This window comes from Ectothiorhodospira sp. PHS-1, assembly GCF_000225005.1.
Classification (GTDB): domain Bacteria; phylum Pseudomonadota; class Gammaproteobacteria; order Ectothiorhodospirales; family Ectothiorhodospiraceae; genus Ectothiorhodospira.
The window spans coordinates 49733-69288 of record NZ_AGBG01000010.1; the positions used below are offsets into that span (position 1 = coordinate 49733).

The window sequence follows — 19556 nt, forward strand, 5'->3', positions numbered from 1 at the left end:
AGGAAGGCCCCATGGAGACGTCGACGTTGTACACCCACTGTGAAACACGCCTGCAGCAGATCCTGAACCTGGGCGGTGCCCGATGCCTGCGGGGTACCCGCATCGGTCTGGAAAAGGAGAGCCTGCGGGTGGACGCGGACGGCAGCATCGCCCGCACCCCCCACCCCAGGGCATTGGGGGCGGCGCTGACCCACCCCTGGATCACCACCGACTATTCCGAAGCCCTGCTGGAGTTCATCACTCCGCCCTGTGACACTCCGGGCGAGGCGCTGGCCTTCCTGAGGGATCTGCACGCCTTCACCTATCCCCGCATTGGCACTGAATACCTCTGGGCCACCAGCATGCCCTGCGTGCTGGCGGGGGAGCAGGGGATTCCGGTGGCCCGCTACGGCGATTCCAACGCCGGGCGCATGAAGACCGTCTATCGTCTGGGCCTGGGGCACCGTTACGGCCGCCTGATGCAGGTGATCGCCGGGGTGCATTTCAATTTTTCCATGGGGGACTGTTTCTGGCCCATCTATCAGCAGGTACTCGGGGTGCCGGGCGAAGATGCCCGCCGGTTCCGCGACCGCGGTTATTTCGGCATGATCCGCAACCTGCAGCGCCTGGGTTGGTTGATCCCATATCTTTTCGGTGCCTCTCCGGCGGTGTGCCGATCCTTCCTCGCCGGCAAGCCCACCACCCTGGCGGAGTTCGACGAGAGCACCTGCTATGAACCCTGGGCCACCAGCCTGCGCATGGGAGACATCGGGTATCAGAACCGCAAGGAAGAAGAAAGCGGCATCAAGGCCAACTACGATAGCCTGGAGGGCTATGTCCGTGGCCTGTCCCACGCCATCAATACCCCATCGCCGGAGTATGCCCGCATCGGTGTGGAGGTGGACGGCGAATACCGCCAGCTCAATGCCAACATCCTGCAGATCGAGAACGAATATTACAGTACCGTGCGTCCCAAACCCCTGACGGAAGGGGATGAACGGCCCACGGTGGCCTTGGAGCGGCGCGGTGTGGCCTATGTGGAACTGCGTTCGGTGGACGTGAACGCCTTTGATCCCCTGGGTGTCAATGAGTCCCAGCTTCGTTTCCTGGAGGCTTTCATGATCCATGCCCTGCTGCTGGACAGCCCGCCCATCGGCGAGCTGGAGCGTTTTGCCATTGATCACAACCAGAGTGCCACCGCCCACCGGGGCAGGGACCCGTCGCTGCAGCTCATGCGCAATGATGAGCGGGTACCGCTGCGTGTCTGGGCCGCCGAGGTACTGGAGCAGATGGTGCCCTTGTGCCGGGTGCTGGATGACGGCCATGCGGAACAGCCCTATTCCCGATCCCTGGCGGAGCAACAGGCCAAGGTGGCCGATGCGGCGCTGACGCCTTCCGCACGCATGCTGGCCCTGATGTGCGAGCACGAGCAGGGCTTCCACGAGTTTGCCCGGCAGATGTCCCTGGCCCATGCGGCCCGGCTGCGGGACGCGGGGCTTGATCCGGCGAGGGAGGCAATGCTGGAGGCCGAGGCCCGGGAGTCCCTGGCGCGGCAGCGGCGCATGGAGGCCGAGGATGACGTGTCCTTCCCCGAGTATCTGCGGCGTTATTTTCGATAGGCCCTTTCAGAGTGGGCGAATGTCCAGGCCCACCAGCACCCGTTCCTGCTCCGACAGGTCCCCCACCACCCGGCGGATGGGGGGCGGCAGCTTGCGGATCACCACCGGGGTGGCCAGGATGCGCTCGTCTTCCGCCAGTTGCGGACGCTCAATGATGTCCACCACCTGAATCTCCACCTGTTCCCCCTGCCGTCCCAGTTCCCTGGCCAGGGTTTCCAGGTTCTCGATGGCCCGCCTTGCCGCCGGGGTCATGCCGGCAATATAGAGCCTGAGCTGGTAGTGGCCGGTGGTCATTGACGGCTCCTGGAGATGGCGGAGCGTGCCCGCTGGATATTGGCCAGACGGTGTTCGATCCCGGCGATCTCCCGCTTGATGTCCAGCGCCCGGCTATCCCTTTCCGCCCGTGCCAGCCGTTCCGCCGCGGCGTTGATCTCATCCAGTTCATGGCGTCGCTACATGGCCCGGGACAGCTCGGTGTGCAGCTGTTCGATCACCTGTTCGTCCTCGGACTGGCGTGCCTCGCGGACCGTACCATAGGCAATGCCGCTTTCACCGATGTACGGGTCCTCGATCACCAGCCCCTGGTCGGTGAAACGGAACTCCTTCACCTGACTGGAGATGGGCAGACCCCGTGCCTTGACCACGGTGATCAGGCGATTCATCTCGCCGTTGTTCTCATGGCGCCGCAACTTGATCCAGACGTCGATCATGGAGGAGACATCCAGGTGACTCACACCCTGGCTGTCATCGGCGAGCAGTTCCGTCGCCACGGCGGTGATGCCCGCCTCCTTGATGAGGTGGATCAGGCGCAGCAGCATGTCCTTGGCACTGTCGCCGGTGCGACGGGTGGCCAGGCTGCTGATGGGGTCCAGCACCACCAGATCGGGCTGATGGCGGCGAATGGAACGCATGATGCGCATCAGGTGTTCCTCCAGCCCCAGCTCCACGGCACGCACCGGTTGCAGGATCAGGCGGCGGTCGGCCTCGCTCCCCTCGGTGTGTCGGCGCAGGTCGGCGCCGATGCTCAACTGGTTGCGGACCAGTTCGTCCACGCTCTCCTCAAAGCTGATGTAGAGCACCTTTCTGCCTTGCTCGCAGGCGTTGACCGTCATGGCGGTGGCCATGCTGGTCTTGCCGGTGCCGGCCTGGCCCGAGAACAGCAGGGTGGAGCCCCGATAAGGTCCCTGGCCGCCCAGCATGGCGTCCAGGCCCGGAATGCCGGTGGAAAAATGTTCATCGGACACCCGGGCGCGGAGTACCGATCCGGTCACCGGGATCATGAAAATCCCATCGCCATCCAGCAGGAAGGGTGCCTCGCTGGTGCCGTGGCCACCGCCGCGGCGCTTGACGACCCGCAGCAGTCGGGTCATGACCCGGTGGTCCAGGTCCTGCTTGAGGGCGATCACGCAGTCTGCCACGTAATCTTCCAGGCCGTAGCGCGTGGTGAACGCTTCCTGTTCACCAATGGTGATAAGGGATGAGGCCCGGCATTCCCGCAGCCAGTCGAACACCCGGGCCAGCTCGCCGCGCAGGGAGATCTCGGCGGAAAAGGCCCCCTCCAGCACGTCCATGGCATCCACCACCAGGCGCTGGGCGCCGGTCTTTTGCAGGGCGTGATCGATACGCGCCATGACGGTGGTGAGTTCCACGTAGTCGCCGACCACTTCGTTGCGATCGGGGCGCATGTCCAGAATCCGCAGGCGTCCTTCTTCGATGAAGCGGTCGGCGGCGAAGCCGAATCCGGCGGCATGCCGGATCAGGGCCTCGGGGGATTCGTCAAAGGTGACCAGCACCCCGTTCTCCCCCTGCCGGATACCGTGGCAAAGAAAGGTGAGGGAGATGACGGTCTTGCCCGTCCCCGGTCCTCCGCGCAGGAGTGTGGGGCGGCCGCGCGGCAGGCCGCCTTGCAGCAGGAAGTCCAGTCCCTGAATGCCGGTGGCGGCGGTTTCAGGATTTGCCGTGGTCACGGATGGAGATCTCCGGTGTTTGAGTTTCAAGAAAGTGTCGCGCCGTTGCTTGACTGGATTCCCGCCTGCGTGGGAAGGATCCGTTGGGTGCCGTCACTATGACTGGATCATGCAGAAGCATCCCTTGAGTGGGGTCTTTATGGTCAGGGATACTGCCTCCACGGGCTGTGTGATTCAAGAGCCGCTATCTTCAGACTATCTATGGACGAAAAGCGCGAAGTGGTCTTCCTGGCCCGAGGGGTCACCAAGACCTACCTGATGGGCGAGGTCCGTATCCACGCCCTGCGGGGGGTGGACCTGACACTCCATGCCGGTGAACTGGTGGTGATGCTGGGGGCATCGGGTTCCGGCAAGTCCACCCTGCTCAACATCCTGGGTGGCCTGGATCATGCCGACGGCGGCGAGGTGCGCTACCGGGACCAGGATCTGGTCCGGGCCGACGACCGGGCACTGACCCGGTACCGGCGACACCATGTGGGGTTCGTGTTCCAGTTCTACAATCTCATCTCCAGCCTCACCGCCCGGGAAAACGTGGCCATCGTCACCGAGATCGCCCGCGACCCCATGTCGCCCGAAGAAGCCCTGGCCCTGGTGGGGCTGGAGGACCGCATGGATCACTTTCCCGCCCAACTCTCCGGCGGGGAACAGCAGCGGGTGGCGATTGCCCGTGCCGTGGCCAAGCGGCCTGACGTGCTGCTGTGCGATGAGCCCACCGGTGCCCTGGATTCCCGTACCGGGATTCGGGTTCTGCGGGTGATCCAGGATGTCAACCGGGAACTGGGAACGACCACGGCGGTGATCACCCATAACGCGGTGATCGGCGAGATGGCGGATCGGGTGATCCGGCTGGCGGATGGCCGGGTGCAGTCGGTGGAGGATAACCCGATCCGCAAGTCTCCCGATCAACTGGTGTGGTGATGCGGGCCATCCACCGCAAGCTGTTGCGTGATCTGGCCCGGCTCAAGGGGCAGGTGGCCGCCATTGCCGTGGTGATCGCCGCCGGCATCATGGTACTGATCCTCTCCGTCACCACCCTGGATGCCCTCACCCTGTCCAAGGATCGCTTTTACGACAGTCATCAGTTTGCCGATGTCTTGGCCGATCTCAGGCGGGCGCCGGAAGGGCTGGCCCCGCGCCTGGAGGCGATCCCCGGCGTCAACCGGGTGCAGACCCGGATCAAGGCGCCGGTGCGGCTGGAAGTGCCGGGATTCCAGGAACCGGTGCGGGGCATGATCCTGTCGTTGCCCGACGGCCGCCAGCCCGATCTCAACCGGCTGTATCTGCGCCGGGGTGGGTTGCCCGAGTCCGGTCGGGCAGACCAGGTGGTCATCAGCGAGCCCTTTGCCCAGGCCCATGACCTGCACCCCGGCGACCGGCTCACCGCCATTATCAACGGCCGCCTGGAACGGCTCATCATCAGCGGGGTGGCCCTGTCGCCGGAGTTCATCTACCAGGTGGGGCCGGCGGATCTGCTGCCCGACTACCAGCGCTACGGGGTCTTGTGGATGAACCGCAGGGGCCTGGCCCAGGCCATGGACCTGGAGGGTGCCTTCAACAGCGTGCTGGTGTCCCTGCAAGTCGGTGCAATCGAGGCCGCGGTGATCGAGGCCCTGGACCTGCGGCTGGCCCCCTACGGCGGCATCGGCGCCGTGGGACGGGAGGATCAGGTCTCCCATCGCTTCCTGTCCGAGGAACTGGATCAGCTGCGGGTGATGGCGGTGGTCCTGCCCGCCATTTTTCTGGGGGTGGCCGCCTTCCTGCTCAACGTGCTCATGGGGCGCGTCATCCGCACCCAGCGCCAGCAGGTGGCCATCCTCAAGGCCTTCGGCTACCACGACCGGGACATTGCCCTGCATTTCGGTCTGCTCACCGGCCTGATCGTGGTGACGGGCACCCTGCTGGGCATCCTGCTGGGGTCCTGGTCGGCGGAGGCGCTGGCCGGGGTTTACGCGGAATATTACCGATTCCCCGAGATGCGTTTCCGGCTTCGACCCCAGGTGATCCTGATGGCCCTGGCGGTGGCCGCCGGGGCGGCCCTGCTGGGTACCTGGCGGGCAGTGAGACAGGCGGTCAGCCTGCCGCCGGCCCAGGCCATGCGCCCACCGGCACCGGAACGGTTCCGGCACTCCCTCCTGGAGCGGTCGGCCCTGGGGCGCTTGTTGTCCCAGCCCAGCCGCATCATCGTGCGCAACCTCTCCCGACACCGTTTCAAGGCCTTCATGTCCATGTTGGGCATCGCCCTCTCCGGCGGATTGCTGCTGCTGGGGAGTTACCAGTTCAATGCGGTGGACCATCTGCTGGACATCCAGTACCGGCTGGTGATGAAGATGGACCTGCACCTGAGCTTCACCGATCCCACCCCGGAGCGGGTTCTGGCCGAGTTGCGGACCCTGCCGGGCGTGCAGTACGCGGAGGGCTATCGCTCGGTTCCGGTGCGCCTGATCCACGAACGCCGGGACTATCGCACCGTGATCCAGGGCATGGAGGCCCGGCCCCGGCTGCGGGGCCTGCTGGACGCGGATTACCGGCCTGTCCACCTGCCGCCGGAGGGGCTGCTGCTCACCGGCTATCTGGCGGAATATCTGGGAGTGCGACCCGGCGACAGGATCACCGTGGAGGTGCTGGAGGGGCACCGCCGTACCCTGCAGGTGCCCCTGGCGGGCACGGTGGATGAACCCATCGGGGTCAGTGCCTACATGGAGCGGCGGGCATTGAACGGCCTGATGCGGGAAGGGCCGGCCCTCTCCGGGGCCTGGCTCATGGTGGCCGAGCACGAGCAGGACCGGCTGTTCGAACGGTTGTGGGAGATGCCCCGGGTGGCGGGGATCGGCATGATCGATGATGCGGAGCGTCAGTTCCGGGACTATATCCAGGACACGGTGCTGGTCATGATGGGTATCCTGTTGCTGATGGCCGGTTCCATCACCTTCGCCGTGGTCTACAACAACGCCCGCATCGCCTTTGCCGAACGGGAGCGGGAACTGGCCACCCTGCGGGTGCTGGGGCTCAGCCGGAGTGAGGTCAATTGGGTCCTGATCGGCGAGATGGCCCTGCTGACCCTGCTGGCCATCCCCCTGGGGTGGGCCGTGGGGACGGTGTTTGCCTGGCTGCTGAACCAGGCCCTGAGCATGGACCTGTTCCGGATACCGTTCGTCATCACCCCGGCCACCTATGCCTTCTCCGCCGCCGGGGTCTTGCTGGCGGCGGTATTGTCGGTGCTCCTGATCGGTCGCCGGTTGGCGCGGCTGGACATGGTGAGCGCACTCAAGAGCAACGAATAACCGACAGACCTTACATCATGCCCTTGCTCAAGAAGATCCTGATCGCCCTCGTCGCCCTGACCATCCTGGTGCTGCTGGGGCTGGCCCTGCGGCCCGCGCCCGTCCCGGTCAGTGCCGCCGAGGTGATCCGTGGCCCCTTCGCCGAGTTTGTGGAGGAGGAGGGTCGGACCCGCCTGCGTCATGCCTATACCGTCACCGCCCCCATCCATGGCTACCTGCGGCGGGTGACCCTGGAGCCGGGTGACCCGGTGGACATCGACGATGTCCTGTTCCTGCTGGAGCCGGCCCCGGCCCCGGGACTGGACCTGCGCAGCTGGGAACAGGCTCGGGAGGCCGTCCGGGCCGCCGCGGCCCGGCTGGAGGCCGCCCGGGCCGAGTTGGAGGTCCGTCAGGCCGAGAGCCGTCTGGCGCGACAGGAACATGAACGCAGTGAGCGTCTGTTCCGGCAGTCCCAGATCGCCGCCGAGGAAAGGGACCGCCGCCTGGCCATGCGGGATGCGGCCCGGGCGGCGGAGCGGGCGGCCCGGTACGGGGTGGAGGTGGCGGGCTTCGATCTGGCCTCTGCCCGCCTGGTACTGGAGGTGGCCGATGGTCGTCGCGCCGGTGAGGAGAGCCCGGCCGTGGCCGTCCGCGCCCCGGTCTCGGGGCTGGTGACCCAGCGGCACCGGCACAACGAAGGCCCCATTCAGGCCGGGGAGGCGGTACTGGAACTGGGTAATCTGGAGGATCTGGAGGTCAGGGTGGATCTGCTGTCCATGGAGGCTGTGCGCCTGCGTCCCGGGATGCGGGTGATCCTGGAACGCTGGGGCGGCGGCGAGGCGCTGGAAGGCCGGGTGCGGCGGGTGGAACCGGCGGGGTTTGAAAAGGTGTCCGCCCTGGGGGTGGAGGAGCAGCGGGTGCATGTCTGGTCCAGGCTATCATCCCCTCGCGAGCAGTGGCGCCATCTGGGAGATGGTTACCGGGTGGAGGCCCGCTTCATGCTCTGGGAAGGGGATGATGTACTCCAGATCCCCACCAGTGCACTGTTCCGGCACGAAGATGCCTGGGCCGTGTTCCGGATCGAGAACGGGCGTGCCCGCCTGCAACGGGTGGAGATCGGTCGTCGCAGCGGACTGTGGACCCAGGTCCTGGACGGCCTGCATCCGGGGGAGCCCATCATCATCCATCCGGGAGACCGGGTCCGGGAAAACGGTCGGGTCCGGGCCGAGTTCGGGGCGTCGCGTCGGTAGTGCCCGGGTTCTCCCTTTGTTAGAATCATTCCGACTGCGGAGTCGGTTGCCGACGGGAAGGTTTCATGGCGCTTGAGAAGTATCTGGTTCCAGTCTCGGAACTGAAGATCGGGATGTATGTGTGTGAACTCGATCGCCCCTGACTGGAGACGCCCTTTCCGTTGCAGGGCCTGCTGATCCGCTCTCCCGCCCAGATCCGGGAACTGGCCGGATACTGCGCTCATGTCTACATCGATTTCGAGAAAAGCGCCGGCCATCGTCCACAGGCATTGTCGCAACCGCAGGGGGCCGACCACGCCCGGCGGCTCGCCCAGGGTATCGATCATCGCAATCCCAGGGATGTCCCGCTCCCCCATACCCTGCAGGAAGTACGGGAACTGGTGCAAAAGGCCAAATCGCTCCGCGACGAAGCCCACCGCTATATCCTGGATACCATTGAGGACATCCGCCTCGGCAGTGCCGTCGATACCGAGGATGCCCGCCAACTCGTGGGCGCCATGGTGGAGCAGGTAATCGAATCCCCCAATGCCCTGGTCTGGCTCACCCAACTGCGTGACCGGGATGAATATACCTCCCAGCACAGTATCAATGTCTGCATCCTGGCCCTGACCTTCGGCCGTTTTCTGGGTATGCGGGAACGGCACCTGCAGACCCTGGGGTTGGGCGCCCTGCTGCATGACATCGGCAAGATGAAGGTCCCTCTGGAGATCCTGAATGCGCCCCGACGTCTGAGCGAGGCCGAGTTCCAGGTGATGAAGGCCCATCCGGAGTTGGGCCACCTCCTGCTCCGACGCGACCGGAGTCTGCCCCGGGAGGCCTTGAACGTGGTGATCGGCCATCATGAGCGCATGGATGGCGGGGGGTATCCCCATGGTCTGCAGGGAGAGGCCATCCCCCTGTACGCCCGTCTGGTGGCTGTGGTGGACGTCTACGATGCGGTCAGCAGCAATCGGGTCTACCACGCGCGCAGGTTGCCCCAGGAGGCCCTCGCCATCCTGTTCAAGATGCGCGGCAAGGAACTGGATACGGCCCTGGTGGAATCCTTCATCCGCTGCATCGGCGTTTATCCCGTGGGGTCCCTGGTGGAACTGAAATCGGGCGAGGTCGGTGTGGTGGTGGGCTTCAACAATGAACATCGCCTCAAACCCACTCTGATGCTGTTGCTGGATGCCGGCGGAGCACCCCTGGATCAGCCCGTCATGATGAATCTGGCCAGCCCGGCATGGGCGGACGGTGGGAATTCCCCCGCCATCGGCCGGATCCGCACCCCGGATGAGGTGGGTCTGGACCCCGAGAAGGTCATCCATGCGTTACAGGCGCAACAGGGAAGTCAGCCGTCCGGATAGTCGTCCCCGCGCCCGTGCAGGCTGTACTGCCCCTGTCGGGGCATTCTCCTGAGGCTGTCACCACAGTCCCGCAGGGCCTTGGCCATCTGGGTGCCGTTCTGGTAGCGCAGGTCGGGGTTTTTCTGCAGGGCCTTTTTCACCATCACCTGGATCACCGGACCCAGTTCGGGGCGTAGCGACAGAATGTCCTCGGGCGGCGACTGGGCGATCTGCGAGATCAGCCCGGTCAGGGTGTCGGCCTTGAACGGTAGTTGGCCCGTGAGCAGCTGGTACAGGCACACCCCGAGGGCAAACAGGTCGGAGCGGGCGTCCACCACCTGGCCCGTGACCAGTTCCGGCGACATGAAGGCGGGAGTGCCCTGATGCGGGCCACTGCCGCTACGGTCGTGCCCGATGATGCTGGCGATGCCGAAGTCGGTGATCTTCACCGTCCGCCGCTCCCGGTCGTAGATGATGTTGGCCGGCTTGACATCCCGATGCAGGACGCCCTGTTCATGGGCATAGGCCAGTCCCTCGGCCACCTGGGCACAGGCCTCCAGTACCTCGGGGATGGGCAGCAGGGTGTCCGGGCGGGTAAAGGCCTCCAGCGGCTCGCCTTCCAGATAATCCATGGCGATGAAGGCCAGGTCGTGCTCCTCGCCCACATCGTAGACCGTCACGATATGGCGGTGATCCAGACGTCCGGAAGCCTCCGCCTCGCGAAAGAATCGCTGCTTTGCCTCCTCCCGGACCTCCGGCTCGAAGGCCCGGTCCAGGGCCAGGGTCTTGATCGCGACCCGGCGATTGATATGGGGGTCCACTCCCAGGTAGACGATGCCCATGGCGCCCTTGCCCAGTTGTCTTTCCACCCGGTAACGGCCGATCATGGGCTGGTCGGTGCCGTCATCGGACAGCAGCAACGCCTTGCCGCCCCGGATGTGCTTCATGTCACCGAGACGGGGCTGTCTGGAGCCGGCGAAGGGCTTGAGGCGGGCCAGTCGTTGCTCGGTATCCTGGAATGCGGGATTCCGGTCCCGCAGATACTGAAAGACCTCCACCGCGCGGCCGTACTGACGTCTGCGCTCAAAGTCGCGGCCCAGTCGGTACAACTCGCCGAACAGCGGCTCCAGGGGGACATGACAGCGTTGCAGGGCCGCGAATGACGGCTCTAGGTGCCCTTGCTCCCGTAACTGCGCCCCCAACTGCAATCGAGCCTCGGCGGCATCCAGCCGATCCCGCGCCAGGCGTCGCGTGAGCCGGGCCTGGACCACCAGCAGCCCGTGCCCCAGGCCGATGAGCAGGGCAGGGAGGATGAGCGGCAGCCACCAGCCCGTTGCCGTCAGGGTGGTCAGCGTCAACAGCAGCAGGCCGAGAACCAGGGCGCCGCTGCCGAGGACGGCGCGACGGGAGTCCGGCCCGCGGCTTGCCGGCCAGAGCAGGTAGAGGGCCGCCGCCGCCAGCAGCCATCGCTCCAGGGCGTGGAATCCGCCGCCGACACGGACACGGTGACCTTCATGGACGGCCCCGGCGGCCCAGGCGGTCCAGGCGGCGGGAGGCAGGCTCAGGCCCCCGTGGGTGATGAAGGGGGTCTGATGCGGCTGATTGAGGCCGATGACCACGGCCCGGCCCTCAATCGCGCTCGCCGGCACCCGTTCCATCAGCAGGTCGTCCAGTGTCCAGGTATCCAGCGCCTGTCCCCGGGGATCCCGCCGTGGCGGCACGGCAAGGAGCGACAGGTCAGGGCCAAGGCTCAGGACATCATCACCCATCCGCACACCCCGGCCGGGCGTCACCACCAGATCACCGGGCGCATGTCCCGCCAGGATGGCCGCCAGCCCCAGGGCCATGCCCGGCGCATGGCCGCCACGCACCGGCAGCAGGGTCGGGTCCGGGGGGTGCGGACGATCCGCGGAGGGTGTCACGGCCACGGTGGCGGCCCCGGACAGGGGCGGGATCGGCACCCGCAGGTGACTGTCCGTCCCAGGCAGGACGGCCGGGCGTGCCAGCAGGCGCAGGACCGGCCATTGCGGCCAGGCCGGAGTGGTACCGTCCAGCCGTCCTTCCGGCAGGGAGGCCGGCCCGCTGCCCCGATGCAGGGAGGCGGCCACAAGGGCCCTGCCGTGACCTGCCAGCGCCTGGGCCAGACGGGCATCGGTATCCTGGTCGGGGCGGGGTGTCAGGGGCGGGGTTTCCGGGTGATCCAGGTCCAGATGCAGGCCGATGCCCGCGGCCCCCATGATCTGCAGCCGATCCACCGCCCGGGCCAGGGTGGCCCGGGAGTAGGGGGTGTGACGGCGGATGTCCTCGTCGCGGATCTCGATCAGGACCACCCCCGGTAGCCGGTCCAGCTGGGGCAACAACCGGGTGGCCGCCTGGCGGACATCCTGTTCCAGGGCACGCAGCGGCACGGTATAACTGCCCGCCAGCCAGGTCAGCAGCAGGACGATGATCAGGATCAGTGCCCCTGTGCCGGGACGGTTCGGTGAGCGGGACAAGGGGCCGAAAACTCCGCGCGTGGATTCCCCGTCAGTTATAGACTGCCGTGACCGGCAAGTCATCCGCCGGCGGCCCCGGCGGTGCCTGAACGAACCCGGTCGGCCCGGGTCAGACCTGAGAGCACTGGATGCTCGATTCCCATTCCCCATTTTCAGGAGACGTCATGAGCCTGCTCATCAAGGGCCAGCTGCGCAGCGACTGGCTGGCCGAGGAAACCGAGGACGGTGAATTCATTCGCAAGGACTCGCTGTTCCGGCACTGGATCACCCCCGACGGTGCGCCCGGGCCGACCGGCGAGGGCGGCTTTCCCGCGGAACCCGGCCGTTATCATCTCTACGTGTCCCTGGCCTGCCCCTGGGCGCACCGCACCCTGATCTTCCGTGCCCTCAAGGGGCTGGAAGATGTCATCGGCGTCTCGGTGGTGAACCCGTTCATGCTGGAGCAGGGCTGGCACTTTCAGCCCTGGCCGGGGGCCACGGAAGATCACGTCAACGGCTTTGAATACCTGCATCAGGCCTATACCCTGGCGGATCCGGAGTACACCGGCATCGTCACCGTGCCCACCCTCTGGGACCGGCATCGCCGGACCATCGTCAACAACGAGTCTTCCGAGATCATCCGCATGTTCAACAGCGCCTTCGAAGCGCATACGGATCAGCACGTGGACTTCTATCCCGAGGCCCTGCGGGGACAGATCGATGCTGTCAACCAAAGGGTCTATGACACGTTGAACAATGGTGTGTACCGGGCCGGGTTCGCCACCGAGCAGGCCGCCTATGAGCGGGCCTTCGACCGCCTGTTCGAGACCCTCGACTGGCTGGAGGCGCGGCTGTCCCGGCAGCGGTATCTGGTGGGTGACCGGATCACCGAGGCGGACTGGCGCCTGTTCACCACCCTGGTGCGCTTTGACGCGGTGTATTACAGCCATTTCAAGTGCAACCGGCAGCGACTGATGGACTATCCGAATCTGTGGGCGTACACCCGGGAGCTGTATCAGGTGCAGGGGGTGGCGGAAACCGTGAACATGGATCACATCAAGACCCATTACTACGGCAGTCATGAGCATCTGAATCCCGGTGGTATCATTCCCCGCGGCCCGGCGCTGGATTTCATGGCACCCCATGGCCGTGATCGCATTGACCCCCTCTCCCCGGGGGCGGGGGGTATTTCCTGACTTCCCCTCACCCCAACCCTCTCCCTTGGGGAGAGGGGGATTGATTGCTCCCTTCCGTCCCTGGCGGAAGGATTCGATTTTGCCGAGGACTGAACGTGACTGGAAAGACATTGATCGCCCCGGGCATCCTGACCCTGGCCATCCTGGCGGGGGTTGCCTACGTGATCCTGGCGGACCACGCGGCCCCGCCGCCGGCGGCCCGCGGTGCCCAGGGACCGGTGCCGGTGGTGGTGGCCCCCGTGGCCTAGCGCTACTTTGAAACCAGTCTGGAATCCCTCGGCACCGCCCGCGCCAATGAGTCGGTGGAGATCACCGCCCGCATCACCTCGCCGGTGGAGAGCATCGAATTCAGCGACGGTCAGCGGGTGAGCCGCGGCCAGGTACTGGTGCGTCTGGCGGCCGCCGAGGAGATGGCCGAGGCCCGCGAGCGGCAGGTCAGCGTGGAGGAACAGCGTCGGGAGCTGGAGCGCATCCGCGGCCTGGTGGCCGACCGCAACCTGCCCCGGCAGCGCCTGGACGAGCAGCAGTCCCGCCTGAGCGAGGCCCAGGCCCGGCTGGAGGCGGCCCAGGTCCGGGTGGCCGACCGGGTGATCCGTGCCCCCTTTGATGGCGTGGTGGGTTTTCGTCGCGTCAGCCTCGGTGCCCTGGTCACGCCGGGTACCGTCATCACCACCCTGGATGACATCAGCGTCATCAAGCTGGACTTCAGTGTGCCGGAAACCTTCCTCCCCGGTATCGCCGCCGGTCAGCGCATCGAGGCCCGCAGCGCCGCCTACCGGGATCATGCCTTCCAGGGCGAGGTCACCAGCGTGGACACCCGGATCGACCCCGGCACGCGCGCCGCCATGGTGCGCGCCGCCATCCCCAACCCCGACGGCGCCCTGCGCCCCGGCATGTTGCTGACGCTCACCCTGGTCAAGGATGAGACGGAATCTTTGTCCATTCCCGAATCGGCCCTCATGCAGGTGCGGGATCAGCACTACGTCTTCGTGGTCACCGACGAAGGCCGGGTGCGTCGACAGGACGTGCGCGCGGGCCGCCGGGTCCCCGGCTACGTGGAAATCCTGGACGGCCTGGAAGCCGGAACCCGGGTGGTCCAGGAAGGCACGGTCCGCATCCGCCCCGGCAGCGCCGTGGAGGTGGTGCGTGAATATCAGCCCATGGGTGGCCGCTCATGATCCTTTCCGATGTTGCCAACCGCCGGCCGGTCCTGGCCGTGGTGATCAGCCTGTTGCTGGTCACCTTCGGGGTGTTGTCCTTTGATCGTCTGCCCCTGCGGGAATATCCGGATATCAATCCGCCGGTGGTGACGGTGCAGACCGATTATCGGGGCGCCAACGCCGCCATCGTCGAGACCAAGATCACCCAGCTCATCGAGGACCGGGTCAGCGGCATCGAGGGGATCAAGTGGATCTCCTCGGAGAGCATCGACGGCCAGTCCCGCCTCACCATCGAATTCCAGATCAACCGGGACATCGATGCCGCCGCCAACGATGTGCGCGAGGCGGTGGCCCGGGTGCTGCGACAGCTGCCGGACGAGGCGGACCCGCCCCAGGTGTTCAAGGCGGATACCAACGCCGATCCCATCATGTGGCTCAATCTGGCCAGCGAACACATGGACGGCCTGCAACTCACCGATTATGCCGAGCGCTACCTGGTGGACCGCCTGTCCACCGTGGATGGAGTGGCCCTGATCCGGATCGGCGGCGCCAAGCGGTATGCCATGCGCATCTGGCTGGACCGGGAGGCCCTGGCCGCCCGGGGCCTGACGGTGGAGGACGTGGAGTCCGCCCTGCGGCGGGAAAACGTGGAACTCCCCGCCGGACGGGTGGACTCCCTGCAGCGGGAGTTCAACGTGCGCCTGGCCCGCGGCTATCAGAGCGCCGACGATTTTGCCCGCCTGGTGATCCGGCGCGGGGATGACGGCCACCTGGTCCGCCTGGGGGAGGTGGCCCGGGTGGCGGTAGGGCCGGAGAACGATCGTACCGAACTGCGCGGCAATGGCGAGGACATGGTGGGCCTGGGCATCATCCAGCAGTCCACCGCCAACACCCTGGCCGTGTCCCGGGCGGTGCGGGCGGAAGTGGACCTGATCAACCCCACCCTGCCCGAAGGCACCCGCATCGCCATGAGCTATGACACCTCGGTGTTCATCGACGGTGCCATCAAGGAGGTGTTCACCACCCTGTTCATTGCCATGCTGGTGGTGATCCTGGTGATCTACCTGTTCCTGGGCAGCGTGCGGGCCATGCTGGTGCCGGCGGTGACCGTGCCGGTCTCCCTCACGGCGGCCTTCATCGCCCTCTATGCCCTGGGTTTTTCCGTCAACCTGCTCACCCTGCTGGCGCTGGTGCTGGCCATCGGCCTGGTGGTGGACGATGCTATCGTGGTGCTGGAGAACATCCATCGGCGCATCGAGGCCGGCGAGCCGCCCCTGCTGGCGGCCTACCGGGGGGCACGGCAGGTGGGCTTTGCGGTGGTGGCCACCACCCTGGTGCTCATCTCCGTGTTCGTGCCCCTGGCCTTCCTGGAGGGCAATATCGGGCGTCTGTTCACCGAGTTCGCTCTGGCCATGGCGGCGGCGGTGGCCTTTTCCAGCATCGTGGCCCTGACCCTGTCGCCGGTGATGTGTGCCCGTCTGATCCGCAAGGATACCGGCAAGACCGGGCTGAACCATGTCATGGCGGTGACCTTTGATCGTCTGTCGGCCCTCTACGGCAAGGCGCTGCGGGGTTCCCTCAAGGTGCCGGTGGTGACCGGGGTGGTCATGGTGGCCATGCTGGTGGCCATCATCAGTCTGGTGGAGCGCATTCCCAACGAATACGCTCCGCCGGAAGACCGGGGGGCCTTCTTCGTCCTGGTGGACGGCCCGGAAGGGGCGGGCTACGAGCACATGCAGTCCCAGATGCGCCAGGTGGAGGAACGGCTCATGCCCTTGATCGAATCCGGCGAGGCCATCCGGGTGCTGGCCCGCACCCCGCGGGGCTTCGGCGGCGCGGAGGCGGTGAACAACGGTTTCGGCATCGTGGTGCTGGCCCACTGGAATGATCGTGAGCGCTCCGCCTGGGAGATCATGAGCGCCCTGTCCGCCGAACTGGCCCAGATCCCGGACGTGCGCGCCATCACCGTCATGCGTCAGGGGCTGGGCGGGCGCCGGGTGGGCCAGCCGGTCCAGTTTGTCATCGGTGGTCCCAGCTATGATGAACTGGTGGAATGGCGGGATCTGATCATCGAACGGGCTTCGGAAAACCCCAACCTGAGAAACCTGGATTCCGATTTCAAGGAAACCCGGCCCCAGCTGATGGTGACCATCGACAAGGACCGGACGGCGGATCTGGGGGTGTCCTTCGAGAGCATCGGCCGGACCCTGGAAACGGTGCTGGGCTCGCGGCGGGTGACCACCTACATCGACCGGGGCGAGGAGTATGACGTGATCCTGGAGGGGATACCGGATCAGCGCCGGACCCCCGACGACATCCGCAACATCTACGTGCGCTCCACCACCACGGGGGCGCTGATCCCCCTGTCCAACGTGGTGAGTTTCGTGGAGCAGGCGGACGCGGCCACCTTGAGCCGCTACAACCGCATGCGCGCCATCACCATCACCGCGGGTCTGGCCACGGGCTACACCCTGGGGGAGGCCCTGGAGTACCTGGAGCGTATCGCCGCGGAGGAACTGCCGGCGGAGGCACGCATCGACTACAAGGAGGAATCCCTGGAGTTCAAGGAGGCGGGTGGTGCCATCCTGTTCATCTTCGTGCTGGCCCTGGTGGTGGTGTTTTTGGTGCTGGCGGCCCAGTTCGAGAGCTTCGTCCAGCCGGCGGTGATCCTCACCACCGTGCCGCTGGCGGTGGTGGGGGCGCTGGTGGGACTGCTGCTGACCGGCCAGACCCTCAACATCTACAGCCAGATCGGGATCGTCATGCTCATCGGTCTGGCGGCCAAGAACGGCATTCTGATCGTGGAGTTCACCAATCAGTTGCGGGACACCGGACGTGAGTTCCGGGAGGCCCTGGTGGAGGCGGCGCAGATCCGGCTACGGCCGGTGCTGATGACGGCCTTCACCACGGTGATGGGCACCCTGCCGCTGATCCTGGCCAGCGGTCCGGGTGCGGAGAGCCGGTTCGTGATCGGCACCGTGGTGTTTGCCGGCGTGCTGTTCGCCACCCTGTTCACCCTGTTCGTGGTGCCGGTGGCCTATCAGACCCTGGCCCGCAATACCACCTCGCCGGGCGAGACCGGGCGGCGTATCGACGAACTGGACCGGCAACATGGGGAAGCCGGGGTGTAGTTGAGTAGCGGCTTCCAGCCCCTTCTCCCCACCGTGGGAGAAGGGCTGGTTTATGATGGATTTCGCACAAGGAAAGAGGCGGTCGGGATGGCCTTGAAAGTGCTCGCAAGACAACTTCGCAAGAAACCTACACATGCCGAGTGGACTCTCTGGCGCCACCTGCGGCGCCGACGCACGGCAGGCGCAAAATTCCGTCGCCAGCAAGTGGTTGGTCCTTACATCGTGGACTTCATCTGTTTTGAAGCGCGTCTGATTGTGGAAGCAGATGGTGGACAGCACATGGAACAAGCGGCGGAAGACCAGATAAGGACACATTATCTGAATCGGCAGGGCTACCATGTACTTCGTTTCTGGAATCACGAAGTGCTAAATGAAACCGAAACAGTGCTGGGGTGCATATGGAATGCGGTCAACAGCAGACTCCCTTCTCCTCCGGGGCAGGGCCTTGTTTTTACCCCCTTCTCCCCTCGTGGGAGAAGGGCTGGGGATGAGGGGGAGGGCAGCAGGGACGAGATGGGCATTACTCGCCTTGCTTGCTGCTCCCCTGAAACCGCAATGCCGCCGAGTTGATGCAGTAGCGCAGCCCGGTCGGCGGTGGGCCGTCTTCGAATACATGCCCCAGGTGGGCATCACAACCGGCGCAGCGCACCTCCACCCGGGTCATGAACAGGCTGCGATCCACATGCCGTTCCAGGGCCGACTCACTCACCGGCTGCCAGTAGCTGGGCCAGCCGCTACCCGAGTCGTACTTGTGATCACTGTTGAACAGCGGGGCATCACAGCAGATGCAGTGATATACCCCCGCGGCCTTGTGATCATGGAAACAGCCGGTGAAGGCCCGTTCCGTGCCCGCCTCCCGGGTGACGCGATACTGCTCCGGCGTCAGTTCGGCACGCCACCGGGCCTCGGACTTGCTCACCTTTTCGTTCATACTGAAGGAACCTCGTTGTTTTTGCCCCCGCCAGGGATCGGTTATGATCCTATCGCCACGCTTCCCTTCCCCCGTAACCAGACCGGAAGGGAAGGCGCGGTGAGTGTTAATCACATTACATTGAGACAATGCCGGATGGGAAACGACTCCCTGCAGAGGTGTCTGCCATGACATGCCAAGACTGCCAGGTCATTGAGCGCCGCACCCCGGGACCGGGGCGGCTTTATCTGGCGCCGTTCCTGTCTCATACCCTCAAGGCACTCCACAAGCACCTGCAGGTCCGGGGCTATCCGGTTCACAACGGCATCGAAGGGGTGCTGGAGATCCGGCTGGACGAGGGGGATCTGCTGCCCCTTTCCCACGTGCTGCGGGATCACTTGAGCGAGGCGGAGATGGTGGACTGTCAGGCTGTGCTGCTGCCCGATGATCAATCCTTCAGTATTGCCCACCTGCCCCGTACAAAGAGCCTGCACGCCCTGCTGGCACGGGCCGGCAGCGACTGGTTGATGGATATCATCGAGACGGAAAGCCTGATATTCCATTTTCAGCCCATCGTCCATACCCAGCGCCCGGATCAGGTTTTTGCCTACGAATCCCTCATGCGGGGCCAGAGCCCCGGCGAAAGCGCGCTGATCTACCCAGACCGGTTACTGGAGCAGGCCCGTGCCGCCCACCTGCTGTTCCAACTTGACCGGGTAGCCCGCATCAATGCCATCCGCCAGGCGACGGAGCACGACATCCGTTGCAATATCTTCATCAACTTCAATCCCACCACCATTTACGATCCGGCCTACTGCCTTCGCACCACGCTGGCCGAGGCCCAACGGCTGGGTGCCGATCCGGGGCGTTTTGTGTTTGAGGTGGTGGAAACCGAGGCCGTGTCCGATACCGCCAACTTGCGACGCATTGTGGACTTCTATCGTGAGGCCGGCTTTCGGGTGGCGCTGGATGATCTGGGCGCCGGTTACTCCTCCCTTAACCTGTTGACGGAACTGCGGCCGGATTTCGTCAAGTTCGATCGTGCTATGGTGAACGGGGTTGATCAGGACCCCTTCCGCCAGAAAGTGCTGACCAAGCTGATCGAAATGGCCGGCGAACTGGACATCGCCACCATCGCCGAGGGCGTGGAAACCCGTGCCGAATGGGACTGGCTGCGTGGCCGGCGGGTGGACTATGTACAGGGCTATCTGTTTGCCCGTCCGGCGACACCGCCGCCGGCCCCCGAGGTGCCCGAAGACCCGAGATGACGACGAGGGAGACCCCC

The 19556-nt window shown here is 65.5% G+C and carries 15 protein-coding genes; 11 read left to right on the forward strand and 4 right to left on the reverse strand.

Annotation, left to right across the window (positions count from 1 at the left end; translation table 11 throughout):
- Positions 1-11 precede the first annotated feature (11 nt).
- Positions 12-1598: a glutamate--cysteine ligase gene (gene gshA / locus ECTPHS_RS06160; protein WP_050814226.1), complete on the forward strand. Its 1587-nt coding sequence runs from the start codon at positions 12-14 to the stop codon at positions 1596-1598.
- 6 nt (positions 1599-1604) lie between these two features.
- On the opposite strand, the gene ECTPHS_RS06165 is transcribed toward gshA, so the two are convergent.
- Both ECTPHS_RS06165 and kaiC read right to left on the reverse strand, forming a co-directional pair.
- Complete coding sequence (locus tag ECTPHS_RS06165) at positions 1605-1892, reverse strand: circadian clock KaiB family protein (RefSeq protein WP_008931837.1); 288 nt, start codon at positions 1890-1892, stop codon at positions 1605-1607.
- Between the two features lie 158 nt (positions 1893-2050).
- A complete protein-coding gene (gene kaiC, locus ECTPHS_RS06170) occupies positions 2051-3565 on the reverse strand; it encodes a circadian clock protein KaiC (protein ID WP_008931838.1) in 1515 nt (504 codons plus the stop codon).
- A gap of 201 nt (positions 3566-3766) precedes the next feature.
- Between kaiC and ECTPHS_RS06175 the strand changes: the two genes are divergently transcribed.
- The 4 genes from ECTPHS_RS06175 (at position 3767) to ECTPHS_RS06190 (ending at position 9421) form a co-directional block, all read left to right on the forward strand.
- Positions 3767-4483 carry an ABC transporter ATP-binding protein gene (locus ECTPHS_RS06175; RefSeq protein ID WP_008931839.1) on the forward strand — a complete coding sequence of 239 codons (717 nt, stop codon included), beginning with the start codon at positions 3767-3769 and terminating at the stop codon, positions 4481-4483.
- Positions 4483-6846, forward strand: a complete 2364-nt coding sequence (locus ECTPHS_RS06180) for an ABC transporter permease (protein WP_008931840.1) — start codon at positions 4483-4485, stop codon at positions 6844-6846. The genes ECTPHS_RS06175 and ECTPHS_RS06180 overlap by 1 nt, the downstream gene beginning before the upstream one ends.
- Before the next feature lie 17 nt (positions 6847-6863).
- Positions 6864-8075 carry an efflux RND transporter periplasmic adaptor subunit gene (locus tag ECTPHS_RS06185; RefSeq protein WP_008931841.1) on the forward strand — a complete coding sequence of 404 codons (1212 nt, stop codon included), beginning with the start codon at positions 6864-6866 and terminating at the stop codon, positions 8073-8075.
- A gap of 143 nt (positions 8076-8218) precedes the next feature.
- Positions 8219-9421: an HD-GYP domain-containing protein gene (locus ECTPHS_RS06190; RefSeq protein ID WP_256364676.1), complete on the forward strand. Its 1203-nt coding sequence runs from the start codon at positions 8219-8221 to the stop codon at positions 9419-9421.
- Here ECTPHS_RS06190 and ECTPHS_RS06195 read toward each other — a convergent pair.
- On the reverse strand, positions 9406-11895 hold the full coding sequence (locus ECTPHS_RS06195) for a protein kinase (protein WP_008931843.1): 2490 nt from the start codon (positions 11893-11895) through the stop codon (positions 9406-9408). The two genes, ECTPHS_RS06190 and ECTPHS_RS06195, sit on opposite strands and share 16 nt — an antisense overlap.
- Before the next feature lie 164 nt (positions 11896-12059).
- Between ECTPHS_RS06195 and ECTPHS_RS06200 the strand changes: the two genes are divergently transcribed.
- From ECTPHS_RS06200 to ECTPHS_RS14220, 5 genes are all read left to right on the forward strand, one after another.
- A complete protein-coding gene (locus tag ECTPHS_RS06200; protein WP_008931844.1) occupies positions 12060-13070 on the forward strand; it encodes a glutathione S-transferase family protein in 1011 nt (336 codons plus the stop codon).
- Between the two features lie 95 nt (positions 13071-13165).
- Positions 13166-13318 (forward strand): hypothetical protein, encoded by a 153-nt coding sequence (locus ECTPHS_RS15130; protein ID WP_246828324.1) that lies wholly within the window; start codon positions 13166-13168, stop codon positions 13316-13318.
- Positions 13319-13336: 18 nt separating this feature from the next.
- A complete protein-coding gene (locus ECTPHS_RS06205) occupies positions 13337-14248 on the forward strand; it encodes an efflux RND transporter periplasmic adaptor subunit (protein WP_083838782.1) in 912 nt (303 codons plus the stop codon).
- A complete protein-coding gene (locus ECTPHS_RS06210) occupies positions 14245-17361 on the forward strand; it encodes an efflux RND transporter permease subunit (RefSeq protein WP_008931847.1) in 3117 nt (1038 codons plus the stop codon). The genes ECTPHS_RS06205 and ECTPHS_RS06210 overlap by 4 nt, the downstream gene beginning before the upstream one ends.
- Before the next feature lie 87 nt (positions 17362-17448).
- Complete coding sequence (locus ECTPHS_RS14220) at positions 17449-17931, forward strand: endonuclease domain-containing protein (RefSeq protein WP_008931848.1); 483 nt, start codon at positions 17449-17451, stop codon at positions 17929-17931.
- Here the strand turns inward: ECTPHS_RS14220 and msrB are convergent.
- Positions 17882-18292, reverse strand: a complete 411-nt coding sequence (msrB, locus tag ECTPHS_RS06215) for a peptide-methionine (R)-S-oxide reductase MsrB (RefSeq protein WP_008931849.1) — start codon at positions 18290-18292, stop codon at positions 17882-17884. The two genes, ECTPHS_RS14220 and msrB, sit on opposite strands and share 50 nt — an antisense overlap.
- A 167-nt stretch (positions 18293-18459) precedes the next feature.
- On the opposite strand from msrB, the gene ECTPHS_RS06220 reads away from it, so the two are divergent.
- Positions 18460-19539, forward strand: coding sequence for an EAL domain-containing protein (locus ECTPHS_RS06220; protein ID WP_008931850.1), 1080 nt, complete (start codon positions 18460-18462; stop codon positions 19537-19539).
- Positions 19540-19556 lie beyond the last annotated feature (17 nt).